General features: G+C 63.1%; 12 protein-coding genes and 1 pseudogene. 5 read left to right on the top strand and 8 right to left on the bottom strand.

What is annotated here, in order from left to right:
• Window positions 1–1,726: FecR domain-containing protein (locus VL202_RS25625; protein ID WP_325466875.1), on the bottom strand; the 1,726-nt coding region annotated here is incomplete at its 3' end.
• Between the two features lie 351 nt (window positions 1,727–2,077).
• On the opposite strand from VL202_RS25625, the pseudogene VL202_RS25620 reads away from it, so the two are divergent.
• A pseudogene (locus tag VL202_RS25620) lies at window positions 2,078–2,287 on the top strand (winged helix-turn-helix domain-containing protein); the annotation flags it as partial.
• Window positions 2,288–2,295: 8 nt separating this feature from the next.
• Here the strand turns inward: VL202_RS25620 and VL202_RS25615 are convergent.
• From VL202_RS25615 to VL202_RS25605, 3 genes are read right to left on the bottom strand one after another with little or no spacing between them, the layout of a single operon-like run.
• Window positions 2,296–3,432 carry an aminotransferase class I/II-fold pyridoxal phosphate-dependent enzyme gene (locus VL202_RS25615; protein WP_414692952.1) on the bottom strand — a complete coding sequence of 379 codons (1,137 nt, stop codon included), beginning with the start codon at window positions 3,430–3,432 and terminating at the stop codon, window positions 2,296–2,298.
• Window positions 3,433–3,440: 8 nt separating this feature from the next.
• On the bottom strand, window positions 3,441–4,079 hold the full coding sequence (locus tag VL202_RS25610; RefSeq protein ID WP_325466873.1) for a helix-turn-helix transcriptional regulator: 639 nt from the start codon (window positions 4,077–4,079) through the stop codon (window positions 3,441–3,443).
• Window positions 4,080–4,132: 53 nt separating this feature from the next.
• The gene (locus tag VL202_RS25605; RefSeq protein WP_325466872.1) at window positions 4,133–4,870 is read right to left on the bottom strand and encodes a sulfate transporter family protein; all 738 of its coding nucleotides are present in this window, start codon (window positions 4,868–4,870) and stop codon (window positions 4,133–4,135) included.
• A gap of 200 nt (window positions 4,871–5,070) precedes the next feature.
• On the opposite strand from VL202_RS25605, the gene VL202_RS25600 reads away from it, so the two are divergent.
• The 3 genes from VL202_RS25600 to VL202_RS25590 are packed head-to-tail and all read left to right on the top strand — an operon-like array spanning window position 5,071 to window position 8,065.
• Window positions 5,071–6,432: an amidase gene (locus tag VL202_RS25600; protein WP_414692951.1), complete on the top strand. Its 1,362-nt coding sequence runs from the start codon at window positions 5,071–5,073 to the stop codon at window positions 6,430–6,432.
• The gene (locus tag VL202_RS25595) at window positions 6,429–7,340 is read left to right on the top strand and encodes an ROK family protein (RefSeq protein ID WP_325466870.1); all 912 of its coding nucleotides are present in this window, start codon (window positions 6,429–6,431) and stop codon (window positions 7,338–7,340) included. The genes VL202_RS25600 and VL202_RS25595 overlap by 4 nt, the downstream gene beginning before the upstream one ends.
• On the top strand, window positions 7,337–8,065 hold the full coding sequence (locus tag VL202_RS25590; protein ID WP_325466869.1) for a copper homeostasis protein CutC: 729 nt from the start codon (window positions 7,337–7,339) through the stop codon (window positions 8,063–8,065). The genes VL202_RS25595 and VL202_RS25590 overlap by 4 nt, the downstream gene beginning before the upstream one ends.
• Window positions 8,066–8,071: 6 nt before the next feature.
• On the opposite strand, the gene nagA is transcribed toward VL202_RS25590, so the two are convergent.
• Genes nagA through VL202_RS25570 form a run of 4 tightly spaced genes read right to left on the bottom strand, consistent with a single transcriptional unit; the run spans window position 8,072 to window position 11,923 of the window.
• Window positions 8,072–9,232 (bottom strand): N-acetylglucosamine-6-phosphate deacetylase, encoded by a 1,161-nt coding sequence (gene nagA / locus VL202_RS25585; RefSeq protein ID WP_325466868.1) that lies wholly within the window; start codon window positions 9,230–9,232, stop codon window positions 8,072–8,074.
• Window positions 9,229–10,251 carry an SIS domain-containing protein gene (locus VL202_RS25580; protein WP_325466867.1) on the bottom strand — a complete coding sequence of 341 codons (1,023 nt, stop codon included), beginning with the start codon at window positions 10,249–10,251 and terminating at the stop codon, window positions 9,229–9,231. The genes nagA and VL202_RS25580 overlap by 4 nt, the downstream gene beginning before the upstream one ends.
• Before the next feature lie 26 nt (window positions 10,252–10,277).
• Window positions 10,278–11,042 carry a GntR family transcriptional regulator gene (locus VL202_RS25575; RefSeq protein ID WP_325466866.1) on the bottom strand — a complete coding sequence of 255 codons (765 nt, stop codon included), beginning with the start codon at window positions 11,040–11,042 and terminating at the stop codon, window positions 10,278–10,280.
• Window positions 11,039–11,923, bottom strand: a complete 885-nt coding sequence (locus VL202_RS25570; protein ID WP_325466865.1) for an N-acetylglucosamine kinase — start codon at window positions 11,921–11,923, stop codon at window positions 11,039–11,041. Before VL202_RS25570 ends, VL202_RS25575 begins: the two co-directional genes overlap by 4 nt.
• A 196-nt stretch (window positions 11,924–12,119) precedes the next feature.
• Between VL202_RS25570 and VL202_RS25565 the strand changes: the two genes are divergently transcribed.
• Window positions 12,120–13,019, top strand: a complete 900-nt coding sequence (locus tag VL202_RS25565; protein WP_325466864.1) for an N-acetylmuramic acid 6-phosphate etherase — start codon at window positions 12,120–12,122, stop codon at window positions 13,017–13,019.
• Window positions 13,020–13,026: the final 7 nt, after the last annotated feature.

Below are 13,026 nucleotides of genomic sequence, written 5' to 3'. Positions count from 1 at the left end.
AAGGATCGAGTCGCTGCGAGTTGTCGAGAGCCTGTGCGGCTGGGTCGCGCTCATTTCTGGCAGAGTGTGCGGCCGCGAGCAGCAACTGCGTATTGGATACGCCGGGGTTGGCGGCAGAAGCGGCCAGCAGATCCTGCAGGCCCTTTTCATGATCACCCATCTGCAGATGGTAGCGGCCGCGTGCCAGCAGTACCATGTCGAAGCTCGGGTCGATCTTCATCGCCAGATCGATTTCGCGCTTGGCTTCCTCCATGCGCATCTCGTCGAGATAGAGGATGGCAAGGTTTGAGTGTGGGACCGGATCCAGGGGGTCGAGTTCGATTGCTTTCTTGTAGGCTTCCTCTGCTTTGCGATTGTCGTCACGGCTGGAGTAGGCGTTGCCCAGGCTGTTCCAGATGTTGCCGTCACCCGGCGCCGCCGCAACCGCAAGCAGGAGATCGGCGATTGCCCCTTTTCTGTCGAAGGAGATACCACTCTTGTACTCGGCGCGCGCATCGAGTGCGCCTGGGTTGCCCGGGTCGAGGGTGAGCGCCCGGTCGATGGCATCCTTTGCCTCGGCCTCATCGGCAAGCAGGATGGCAAGTTGCGCCCGCGCGGCGGGCAGCATGGCGTCATCGGGATGCGCGCGCTCGGCCTTCTTGACGATATCAAGCGCGGCGCGCACGTCCTGACGGAAGCCGGCGACCCAAGCCGCGCCGATCGCGGATGACACACTGTCGATTGTGCTGGGCGGCGCTTCGACATGGTTGGCATCGGCGAGCGACCGGGCAATATAGCCGCCATAACGGGCGATATTGGCGCGCCGCGCATCCAGCCCCTTCTGAGCTTTTGCAAACAGTTCCGCCGATTCGGCATAGCGGTTTTCCGTGCCGGTGAGCATGGCTTCGACAAGGGTTGCCCGCGCTTCCTGGCGGCGGTCAAGGCCCATCCTCCGCGCGGCCTCCAGTGCTGCCTGCGTTTTCTGCCGGCCTTCAAGCGACACCGAGCTTTCGGCAAGTCCGAGCCAGTCTTCCGCCGTGCGGTTTTGCGCCGGCTTGGCTTCCACCGCGTCTCTAAGCCGGCGCTGCTCCTGAGCCGTGAGGCCGGTCGGGGGCATCCAGCGGAAGGAATCGCGAAGCGACAGGTTGAACAGCATCTGTTCCCTGTCCTTCGGCTTCGCAATGATGATCTTCGACGGCGCCTTGCCGATGGCGGCGACAGCACCTTCGCCTTGCGCCACCTGAACGCTGCCGAACTCGTTCTTCAGTTCGACCAGACCTTCCAGCACGATCAGCGAGGTCTTGCCGTCGGCGACGGTCATGGTCCAGTCCGTGCCGCGGATGGCGGCGGCGGCGGCGGGGGTATCGATGGTCACGCCCTGTCCGCCGCGTTCGGCGCGCGCCCAGATCGTGCCGGACTGGAGCTCCAGCCCGGTATCGCCGGTGCCATCCATCTGCTTGACCAGCAGCGAAGTGTTGCGGCCGAGACGAACCTGAGTGCGGTCGGAAAAGAGGACGGCGAGCTGGCCGGTAGCGTTGGTGCGCAAGACGTCGCCGCTCAGAAGGTCCTGCTGCAAGTCGACATAGCGCCAGCCGGAAATATCGACGAAGCGGACTTCCTCACCCGATTTGCGGGCAATCACGGAACCGGCGGCAGGTGATGGGCGCGGCAAAGGGTCCGCCCGGGCCGGAGCAGTCAGACAGAACGCAGCCAATGTATACACAACCCCCACGGATGCGTATTTCATGCAAGAACCCCAATGAATGCACACCTGATCACTGAATTTCACCGCGTGAAAAGTCAAGCGGAACAACCCTCTCTGCGTTGCTTTGCGGCCAGGGTGTATTAATAGGGAAACACAGAAATTCAAATGGAGTTGTTCCTGGTGATACAGGAACCGAGCCGACAACAGACTTGCACCGATATATAAGAAATTCGTCATAATCGACCGCATCCGATACGCACCGATGCCCCCAAAACTCCTATGGGATTTTTATATCTCTCCCGAGACGCCCATCTCGACCCTTGATGCGGTTCGGCGGCAGAATGCGCGTGGAATTCAGGTCCCGCATTCCGATTTTCGGCGGTCGGCGGCCTCGTCAAGCGCATCCTCGTGCAATATGCCGGCAAGGTGCTGACCCATCAGTTCCTGCTGAAGCAGGTCTGGGGCAATGTCGATGACGTGCAGTACCTGCACCTGCGCGTCTATGTCCGCCCGCTGCGCCAGAAGATCGAGGCGATGCCCGACCAGCCACAATACATCACCACCGAGACCGGCGTCGGATATCGACTGCGGGGCGGATTTTAGCCGACTCCCTACGCGCCGTTGCGCCGCAGCCAGTTGCGCAGGGCGGTGATGCCTTCCGGCACATGCAGGCGCCCGAAGCCGACGCGCAGGCAGTTTTCCGGCACAGGTGTCAGATCGGACCGGTAGACGGGGGAGGGCAGGAAGAATACGCCGGCCTCCTCGACCAGCCGCTGCGTGAAGGTTTCCACGCCATCGGCGCCCTTGTAGCGGATGAAGGCGACGCAGCCACCGTCGGGTTCGCGCCAGTCGAAGAGATGCGGGAATTCGGCGAAAAAGGTATTCAGCTGGCCGATATTATCGCGCACGATCGTGCGGGTGCGGGACAGGATCCGGTCGCGGTTCTTCAGCGCGATCCGCGCCAGGACTTCCGAGGGGGCGGAATTGCAGATCGACAGGAAGTGCTTGTAGCGCTCGCAACGCACCAGGAAATCGCGATCCTTGCAGGCGAGCCAGCCGATGCGCAGGCCGGGCAGGCCATAGGCTTTCGACATGACGTTGAGCGAGATGCCGCGTTCATAGACATCCACTGCCTGCGGCAGCCGCATGGCCTTGTCCTTTTCGATCAGCCGATAGACCTCGTCGCTGAACAGCCAGATGCCATGTTTGCGGCAGAGCGCGATCAGGGCGTCGAAGGTGGTGCGTGAAATGATCTTGCCGGTTGGGTTGTTGGGAAAGTTGATCGAGATCAGCTTCGTGTTCGGACGGATCGCGGCCTCGATGCGGCCGAGATCGAGGTTCCAGTCATTGTCGATCTCCAGCGCCACGCCGGTGACGGGGCAAATGCTGAGCGGAATGGTTTCGGCCGCCTGATAATTGGGCGTGACGACGATCGCGTGGTCGTCCGGCGTCAGCAGCACCTTCATGGCGATGTAGATCGCCTCTTCGGCACCGGCGAAGCAAAGCAGGTTTTCCGGCGTGACCGTGTCATAGGTCGCGGCGATCTCCTGCCGCAGCGCGGGCGCGCCGAAGGTCTCGGTATAGCCGAGGCTGAGATTTTCGAAATCGGCGCGGTCGGCATCATCGGCCATGTCGAGCAACGCCGGCAGCCGCAGGCTCTCGGCGTCAGAGCCGGTCATGTTGTATTTCGCGACGAATTCCCACTTGGACATATAGGTCTCAAGGGCAAAATCCCGCATCGGACGCATTGGAACCGTCATCTGTTATCTCCCTCGGAGTCCTGTCTTTGTCGGATGGCGCCAAGCCGGTTGTAGATTGTCGCGCGCGAAAGCTTGAGGATTTCGGCGACATAGGGAACAGCCTTGCGGATCGCGAAGACGCCGCGCGCATCGAGCATGCCGATCAGGCCGTCCATATCGGATCCCGTCAGGCCCGCCAGCGTCGTTCGGCGCGCGGCGAGAAAGTCGCCGATCACCGCATTGACTGCCTCGCGCCAGTCCTCGGTCATCAAGGCGGACGTCTTCGGCGTCGTCTCCGCAAAGTCCACCATCGATTTCAGCTGGTCGAAGAGGCCGGCGAAAGCCTGGATATCGTGATTGATGCAGAGAAGGCCGATCGGCTTGCCGCTGTCGTCGCGCAATACCGAGGTAATCGCCTTCAGCCGGCGGCCGTCCCAGTTGGATTTGGCATAGGGGCCGATCACGTCGGCATCGAGCGAGGAGACCAGCCCAGCCTCGTTGAGCGAACTGTCGCCCGGCCGCCTTTTGGAAAAGGCGTTGGAGAGGTGAAAGATCAGCCCTGTTTCGAGATCATGAAGAACCGCTTCCACATGCGGTGAAAACAACGTGGCGATGGCGTCGCAAACGGGAATGAACGGGCTCAACGGATGAGGCATGTCGCCTTATCCGCTGATTTAGACATTTTGTCAATATAGACAAATAAGACGGTTTATCCCATCGACGCGGTTCTTATCTGCTGGCTGAAGGCGGGGTCGCGGCGCGACAGCTTCTTGTGAAGATGCACCATCATGCCGGCGGCAAAGAGCGGTGTCAGCAGGTTGAGCAGGGGGACTGCGAGGAAGGCGGCGAGGATCAGCCCGGCGAGAAAGACCGTGCCGGCGTACTTGGCCCGAAACAGCCGCGCCTCGGCCGCCGGTCGATGGCGCATGGCGGCGAATTCGAAGAATTCACGCCCGAGAAGATAGCCGTTGACCAGGAAGAAGGCGATCAGGTTGATGCCGGGAATGAGCAGCAGGAACAGCGCAATGATGTTGCCGACGATGATGACGCCGAGGAATTTCAGTGTGCCCGCAATCGCCTCGCCGAGCGGCAACGGCCTACCCGCCGGCTCCCCGGCATAGTCGCGCCGCTCGACCACCTCGGCGACATCATCGAGGAAGAGACCCGCGATCAGGGCGGTGACGGGGGCGAGCAGCAAAGCAAGCGCAAGGGCAAGGCCGAAACTTGCGAAAATGCCGATGACGAAGGTCAGCCAGCCTTCCCAGCCCGCCGTGCCGGGAATGAGCGCGTCGAGCCACGGCAATGCCAGATAGACAAACACTTCGCGCAGCGCCAGCCACAATCCGACCAGTGCCAGGATCGTCAACCCCAGCACTTTCCAGAAGACCGAGCGCGTTTCCGGCGCGAAGAGATTGGCAAAGGCAAGCCGCGCTGCGTCGAATATCATTCTGATCTCCCTGCCGCGGCAAGGCTCGCCGCTGAATTCGCATGTAGGCAGACCATGCCGAGTGGGCAAGGCCGGCGGTCACCTCAAGTTGGGCGAACATCAACTGCATATGCGCGGCAAGATGCTGCCATGGCGGCGGCCGCGCCGATATGCTACCGGCAAAACAAGAGATGATTTGGAGAGGCAGGACAATGGCTGAAGTGGACGGAAACATGTCGGTTGCGGGCCTGTCGGTCCTGTTGCAATCCGGCGCGCTCGATCCGGTCACGCTGGCCGAGGCGGTGCTCGACAAGATAGCCGGCTACAAGGATCAATCGATTTTCACCGAAGTCCTCGGCGAGCGCGCCCTGGCGGAGGCGAAAGCCGCCTCCGCCCGTATTCGCTCGGGCCGTTCGCTCGGCCTGCTCGACGGCATACCGATGGCGTGGAAGGACCTGTTTGACACCGCAGGCTCGGTGACAAAGGCTGGCTCCGTGGTTCTTTCCGATCGTACGCCCGCAAAACAGGATGCGCCCGTGGTCAGGGCCCTGGCCAGTGCCGGCATGGTCAGTGTCGGGCGCACCAATCTCAGTGAATTCGCCTTTTCCGGCCTCGGTATCAATCCGCACTATGGCACCGCGCAGAATCCTCGCTCGCAGGACGTGCCGCGTATCCCCGGCGGTTCCTCGTCGGGATCGGCCGTCGCTGTCGCGGCCGGCCTTGTGCCGGTGGCAATGGGAACCGATACCGGCGGTTCCATCCGTATTCCCGCCGCCTTCAACGGCATCGTCGGCTACAAGGCGACGCGCGGTCGGTATGCGATGGATGGCGTCTTTCCACTGGCGAGCAGTCTCGATTCGCTCGGGCCACTCTGCCGCTCCGTTCAGGATGCGGTCTGGATCGATGCCGCGATGCGCGGGCGGGCCGCTCCGAATATCGCCCGAACGAACGGGGGCGATATCAAGCTCGTCATTGCCGAAACGATCGTCTTCGACGATGCGGAGGCTGGCGTCGTTGCTGCTTTCGAGCAGGCTGTCAGGCGGCTGCGGGCGGCAGGTGTCGCGGTCGAACGGCGCGCCTTTCCGGCTTTCGCCGAGATCTTTGAACTCATGGCCCGACATGGGGCGCTTGTGACGGCAGAGGCCTACGCACTGCACAAGGAGCGGCTTCACGGCGATGCTGCCGCGCGCATGGACCAGCGCGTCGTTGCCCGCGCGCGCCTTGGCGAAAAGATCGGCATGACGGATTACATTGCGATCCTCGAGGCTCGCCGCCGCCTGATCGGACAATTCAAGGCAAGCCTGAACCCCGGTGAGCTGATCGTGCATCCGACCTTGCCGCATGTGGCGCCGCCGATCGCGCCGCTCATCGCCGATGACGACCTGTTTTTCAAGATCAACGGCAAGACGCTGCGCAACACGCTGATCGGCAATTTCCTCGATGGCTGCGGCGTCTCCATTCCCTGCGGCACCGGCGAAGCGGGCATGCCGGTTGGCCTGCTGATCTCGGGGCAAGCCGGAGAAGACGAGCGGTTGCTTTCGGCAGCGCTCAGCCTCGAAGCCGTCATTCGGGGTGAGGCGTGATCGTCTGTTTCGATATCGGCGGGTCGGCGATCAAGGGCGCGGTTGCCTATTCCGCCGAGCGGATCGAGCCGATGGAACGGCGTGCCACTCCGCTTGATGATTTCGATGCATTTGTCGTTACGCTCCGCGATGTCATTGCGGAAGCTGGCGCGAAGCCTGATCGCATCGCCATCTCCATCACCGGTGTCGTCGATCCCGAAACCCAGGCGATCAAATGCGCCAATATTCCCTGCATCGACGGCCGCAGGCTCGCGGCGGAATTGTCCGATAGTCTCGGCATGCCGGTACTGATAGCCAACGACGCCGATTGCTTTGCGCTCGCTGAAGCCGGTGCCGGAGCCGGGCGGGGTTATCGGATCGTGCTTGGCGTCATTATTGGTACGGGCGTGGGTGGAGGTCTCGTTGTGGATGGCCGGCTCATCAATGCCGAGGGCGGTTTTGCCGGGGAATGGGGGCATGGTCCTGCCGTCGCGACGATGGCCGGAACGCCGCCCGTTGCCATCCCCCTCTTCGATTGCGGCTGCGGCCAGCGCGGCTGCGTCGATACGATCGGCGGTGCGCGTGGCATGGAACGCCTGCACCGCGCATTGCATGGCAAAAGCTTGCCGAGCCATGAGATCACCACGCTCTGGCAGCAGGGCGACGCCGAGGCGGCGCGCACGATCGACGTGCTTGTCGACCTCGTCGGTTCGCCGCTGGCGCTGACCATCAACATTACCGGCGCGACGATCGTACCGGTGGGCGGCGGGCTTTCGAACGTGACGCCACTGATATCAGCGATCGACAAGGCCGTGCGGTCCCGTATCCTGCGCAAATTCGACCGGCCACTGGTCGTGCCGGGCGAATGCCATGTGGAGCCGGGCCTGATCGGCGCGGCTATCCTTGGTCTTGGCGGGGCGCGCACATGACGGAGATTCGGCTGGAAGTCTGCGTCGAGGATGCAGCCGGGCTGGCGGCCGCCGTGGCCGGCGGCGCCGACCGTATCGAACTCTGCTCGGCGTTGTCCGTCGGCGGGCTGACGCCATCCGCCGGACTGATGGCCTTGGCGGCTAGGGCCGGCATTCCAGTCTATGCGATGATCCGTCCGCGCGCCGGCGAATTTGTGTTTGGTCCGGATGATCTTGATATCATGCGTGGCGATATCGATGCGGTGCGATCGGTGGGGCTTGCCGGCGTGGTGCTCGGTGCCAGCCTTGCGGATGGCCGCCTCGATGTGGCGGCTCTCGAACGGCTGTCGCGCCACGCCGCCGGCTTGGGTACGACGCTGCACCGCGCTTTCGATCTTGTGCCCGATTTCGCCGAGGCGGTGGACATTGCCGTGACGCTCGGCTTCGAGCGTATCCTGACCTCCGGCGGCGCCAGGACTGCGCCGGAGGGTGCCGAGGCACTCGCCGAGGTCATCCGGATGGCGGGCGGCCGTCTCTCGATCATGCCGGGGTCCGGGGTGACGATCGACACCGTCGGCAGCCTTCTGGAGCGGATGGAAGTCAGCGAGGTGCATTCGTCCTGCTCGCGCAGTGAGCCGGCGAAGGATGACAGGCTGGTTTCGCTCGGCTTCGTGGCGCCGAGCGCGCGGATGACCGATGCAGGTCTCGTCAAGGCGCTGAAAGCGCGGCTAGGCGCCGCGCGGTAAGTCAAGTCAGGCCTGGAAGACGCGCTGTCCGCCGATCCAGGTCGAGACTATGTCGAGATTTTCCGTCAGCAGCACGAAATCTGCATCGAGCCCCGGTATCAGCCGGCCCTTGCGGGTGGAAACCCCGGCGGCGTCGGCGGGATAGGCGGACGCCATGCGGATTGCCTCGTCAAGCGGCAAGTCCAGCGTCTCGTGGACGAAGCGCACCGAGGACAGCATGTCGATATCGGCACCCGCCAATGTGCCGTCGGCCAAGGTCAGGCGGCCGTCCTTGCGGAAGATCTGCCGGCCGTTGAGCAGGAAACCTGTCTGGTCGGAGCCGATCGTCGACATCGCATCGGTGACCATGAAGATGCGGCCTGGGCCGTTCTTGGCCCGAAGCGCCAGCCGCATCGAAACCGGATCGACATGGAAGCCGTCGATGATCAGCCCGGCATGCAGGCTGCCGATATCGAGCGCGGCGCCGACCACGCCCGGTTCGCGGTGGCCGAGCGGGCTCATGGCGTTGAACAGATGCGTCACGGTGCGGGCGCCGGCTTCAGCATAGGCCGCGACCGTCGCATAACCGGTGTCGGTATGGCCGATGCTGACGATCAGTCCTGCCTCAGCCATCGCCCTGACTTGATCGACCGTGGTGTTTTCCGGCGCGACGGTGACCATCATCGCATCGAAGACGCCGGCGCAGGCGAGCATCGCGTCGAGATCGGCGCTGTCCATGGGCCGGATCAGCGCCGGGTCATGGGCTCCCTTGCGGGCTAAGGAAAGATGTGGGCCTTCGATATGGAGGCCGAGAAAACCGGGCACGCCCTCGGCCTTGGCCTGGATGCCGGCCTCGATCGTCTTGCGGCGGATTTCGAATGTATCGGTGATCAGCGTCGGCAGGAGCGCCGTGGTGCCGAATTTGGCATGGGCGGCGCAGATCGTGCGGATGCCCTCGACGGTCTGATGGTGGTTGAGCATCACGCCGCCGCCGCCATTGACCTGCAGGTCGATGAAGCCCGGAATGAGCAACTGCCCCTTGGCCTCGATCAGCGTCGTGCCGGATGGCAGGTCCTTTTCCGGCAGGATGCCGATCACGCTGCCGCCGTCCAGCAGCAGGGCCTGGTCGTCGTACCAGAACTGACTGTCGAAGATGCGGGCGCCGGTGATTGCTGTGCGTGTGCTCATCGTGTTTCCGTGACCTTCTTGAGGGCGACGGGCGCGTCGGGATTGAGGCCGCGCGATCGTGACCAGGATTCGACGAAGCCGTAAAACGGCAAGATCAGCGTCAGCGCGTCGGTGATCGGATGTCCGGTTTCGACGAAGGGCAGGACCTTGGCCGATTTTGCTTCCGAAGAAGTGACGAAGGCGAGCGCGCCCTTGGCGCTGAGGCCATCGAGGATGCCGGTGACGGAAGCCTGCGCTGCATCGCGGGCAGCAAGGCCGATCACCGGAAAGCGCTTTTCGACCAGGGCGACCGGGCCATGCAGCACTTCGGCGGCCGAATAGGCCTCGGCATGCATGCCCGAGGTTTCCTTGAACTTCAGCGCTGCCTCGCTGGCGATCGCCAGCGCCGGGCCGCGGCCGAGCACGAAAAGGGATTCCGCATCGCCCAGTTCGTCGGCCAGCATCTGCCAATCCAGCTTCACAGCCTTGGAAAACTGCGCCGGCAGGTCCGCCACGGCACGCTGGAGAGTTGCGTCCCCCGTCCACTCGCCGAGGATAGCAAGACCGGCGACGATGGAATTGACGTAGGACTTGGTGGCGGCGACGGCGATTTCCGGACCGGCATGAATGTCGAGCGGATGCGTGCTGGCCTCGGCGATCGGCGAGGGCAGCGTGTTGGTGAGCGCGATGGTCACCGCGCCGGCCCTGGTCGCGGCTTGCGCCATTGCGACAATGTCCGGGCTCTTGCCGGATTGCGAGACCGCGATCGAGGCAGCACCCTGCAGGTGCATTTTCGCACCATAGATCGAGGCCAGCGATGGTCCGAGCGAAGCGACCGGCCGGCCGGTGGTCAGTTCGATCGCATATTTCAGGAAAAGCGCCGCATGATCTGACGAGCCGCGGGCGATGGTCACGAAGAAGGCCGGGTCCTTTTCGCGCAGCGCCGCGCCGGTTTCTCTCACGGCTTCGCGCGACTGATCGAGGAGGCGGGCTGCCGCTTCCGGAATTTCATCGATTTCGCGGCGCATATTCGTCTGCATGGTCGTGTCTTTCTTCTGGACGTCTCTCAGGAATCCGACAGGGTCAGTTCCGCGACAAAGTCATAGGCATCGCCCCGGTAGAGCGAGCGGGTGAATTCCACCACGCGCCCGGAGGCGAGGTAGGAAATGCGTTCAATGGACAGGCTCGCCGCCCCCCCCTTGACGCCGAGCATGGCCGCGTCGGGATCCTTCAGGCTGCAGGCGGAAATTCTCTGCACGGCGCGAACCGGTCGCGATTTGGTCTTGTCGAGTTCGGCATAGAGTGAAGAGCCGATGCGGACGGGATCGGGCAGGAATTCGGCCGATATGCTCGCCCGCTCGATGGCAAGCGGCATGTCGTCGGCGATGCGCAGGCGGCCGAGGCGGGCAACCAGGGAATCCGCCTGCAGGCCGAGCACCATCATCTCGTCCGGCGAGGGATGGAAAAGGCCGCGCTCGATCCATTGCGCCGTGGTGGTCAGCCCCCGCCGTTGCATGTCTTCGGTAAAAGAGGTCAGCCGTGACAGCGACTGCTGCACCTTGTGGACGGGCTTGACGACGAAGGTGCCGGACCCGTGCCGGCGCACCAGCAGCCCGTCCCTGACGAGATCGTCGACCGCCTTGCGCACCGTCACGCGGCTGATGCTGGCATAGTCCGCCAGGTCCCGTTCCGCCGGCAGGGCATCGCCGTGGTTGAGCTTGCCCGAGAGGATGGCGTCTTCCAGCGATTGGCGAAGCTTGAGATAGAGCGGCCCGGACCCACCCGCCTGCAGGCCGTCGAGCGGCAGGATGGCTTCGAGGTGCTGGGTCATATCTGCCCCCCCGTCCGCACACCGAATCGCTTGGCGGCGAGCGCCACCGAGCCGGTCAGGGCGTCGGCCGCGCTTTCGACGAACAGCGGCTGGTGCCGCTCGGCCAGCCAGGGGCGGTAGAGCGGTGCGAGCCCCCCCAGCAGACAAAGCTTGGCGCTACCGCGCCTCACGACGACATCGAGCCCCTCGTTGATCGTCTGCGCCGAGGCTTTCAGAAGCGCGATCGCGACCGGATCCTCCCGGTCGGCATAGTCGAATACTTTTGGCGCATAACGACCATATTCGCCGGGATGGGCGGCGCGGGCAAATTCAACCACCTCGCGCGGATCGGAATTGAATTCCGCCATGATCGCATCGGTCAGCGGCGAGGACGGGTGAATATGGTCGAAGGCAAGCACGCTTTCCTGCAGAAGGGCATGCCCAAGGCGGGCGCCGCTGCCGAGATCGCCGATCTGGAAGCCCCAGCCGCCGATATAGCTGATCTCCTCGCCGAGACGGGAAATATAGATCGAACCGGTTCCGAGGATCGCCACCGCCCCGTCGCTGTCGCCAAGCGCGCCCTGCAACGCGATAAGGCCGTCGGATTCGATATCGGCCTTGGCGAAGGGCAGGCGCTCCCTCACATAATGAACGGCATCGCCGACATTGCTGCCTGCCACGCCGAGAAGGGCCGAGGCCGAGTTGATCACGGAGGGCGCAATGCCGGCTTCCTCGAACGCGGCCTTGGACGCGCCAACAATATGGATCAGGGCGTTGTCGGGGTCTGTCAGGATGTTGGCCGCACCGCTCTTGCCGCGCCCGAGGATGCGTCCCGTCGCGTCGGCAACTGCGGCGCGGCAACTCGTGCCGCCGCCATCGATTCCCAGAATATAATGTGGCATGGATACCTCCGGAAAAAAGGATACCAAAAAAATACCATTAACCAAGGGGGATTTGGTCTTTAATTGGAATTATCGTTTAATATCCTGATATAACAAAGGTATTTTAAAAATTGAAATTTTTCTCTGGTTAGAAGTTAATTTTTCTGGACAATTGGTATTTTTTTGGCATTAATTTGCGGCGAGGGAGATTAAGCGAATGCCGTCAGTGGAGACCGAAGAGCGTCATGACAAGGCAATGGGACTGGATGTGATGCATCCGGCGCTCGCGCTTCGTCTGCTCGCATCCGGCCAGCAGGCTGCGGCAAAGGTCGTCGATGCGGCGATCGAGCCCCTGTCCGCTGCCGCCGCGATCGCCGCCGAATCTCTTGAGAAGGGTGGACGTCTCGCCTATGCGGGTGCTGGCAGCTCCGGCCTGATGGCCATGACCGATGCGCTGGAATTGCCGGGCACCTATGGCATCGCGCTCGACAAGGTTGTGGTCCTTCTGGCCGGCGGTGCTGCAAGCCTGACCGATCTCGCCGGCGGTTACGAGGACGACATGGAACTGGCGCGCAAGGATGTGCGCGACGCCGGCATCGGCAAGGGCGATTGTCTCATTGCCGTATCCGCCAGCGGCTCGACACCTTACGCGCTCGCCGCCGCCGATGAGGCGCGCCAGCGTGGGGCGCGCGTGATCGCGATGGCCAACAATTCCGGTGCGGTGCTTTTCCAGAATGCCGAAATATCCATCCTGCTGCAAACACCGCCGGAGGTCATCTCCGGATCGACCCGCATGGGCGCCGCCACAGCCCAGAAGATCGCCTTCAACATGTTTTCGACGCTGGTCGGCATTCATCTCGGCCATGTCCATGACGGACATATGGTCAACCTGAAGGCTGACAATGCGAAGCTGCGCGGCCGCGCCGCGCGCATCGTCTCGGATATTGCCGGGATTGGCGCTGCGGAAGCCGGCCGTTATCTCAACCTGTCATCGGGTTCGGTAAAGATCGCCATCCTCCTTGCTGCTGGGGCAACGGATGTGGCGGCGGCGCAAGCCGCACTTGCTGAAGCCGGTCAAAGCTTGCGCCGTGCCTTGTCTCTAGTCGCGACACAATGATTCCAAG

The organism is Pararhizobium sp. (assembly GCF_035497515.1).
Taxonomy (GTDB): domain Bacteria; phylum Pseudomonadota; class Alphaproteobacteria; order Rhizobiales; family Rhizobiaceae; genus Pararhizobium.
This window is presented reverse-complemented; position numbering and strand designations above follow the sequence as displayed.

Bases quoted from the DNA above. Each gene is read 5' to 3' on its own strand.
- VL202_RS25615 (WP_414692952.1), bottom strand. From the start codon at position 3,432: ATGCGTCCGATGCGGGATTTTGCCCTTGAGACCTATATGTCCAAGTGG.
- VL202_RS25610 (WP_325466873.1), bottom strand. From the start codon at position 4,079: ATGCCTCATCCGTTGAGCCCGTTCATTCCCGTTTGCGACGCCATCGCC.
- VL202_RS25605 (WP_325466872.1), bottom strand. From the start codon at position 4,870: ATGATATTCGACGCAGCGCGGCTTGCCTTTGCCAATCTCTTCGCGCCG.
- VL202_RS25590 (WP_325466869.1), top strand. From the start codon at position 7,337: ATGACGGAGATTCGGCTGGAAGTCTGCGTCGAGGATGCAGCCGGGCTG.
- nagA (WP_325466868.1), bottom strand. From the start codon at position 9,232: ATGAGCACACGCACAGCAATCACCGGCGCCCGCATCTTCGACAGTCAG.
- VL202_RS25580 (WP_325466867.1), bottom strand. From the start codon at position 10,251: ATGCAGACGAATATGCGCCGCGAAATCGATGAAATTCCGGAAGCGGCA.
- VL202_RS25575 (WP_325466866.1), bottom strand. From the start codon at position 11,042: ATGACCCAGCACCTCGAAGCCATCCTGCCGCTCGACGGCCTGCAGGCG.
- VL202_RS25570 (WP_325466865.1), bottom strand. From the start codon at position 11,923: ATGCCACATTATATTCTGGGAATCGATGGCGGCGGCACGAGTTGCCGC.
- VL202_RS25565 (WP_325466864.1), top strand. From the start codon at position 12,120: ATGCCGTCAGTGGAGACCGAAGAGCGTCATGACAAGGCAATGGGACTG.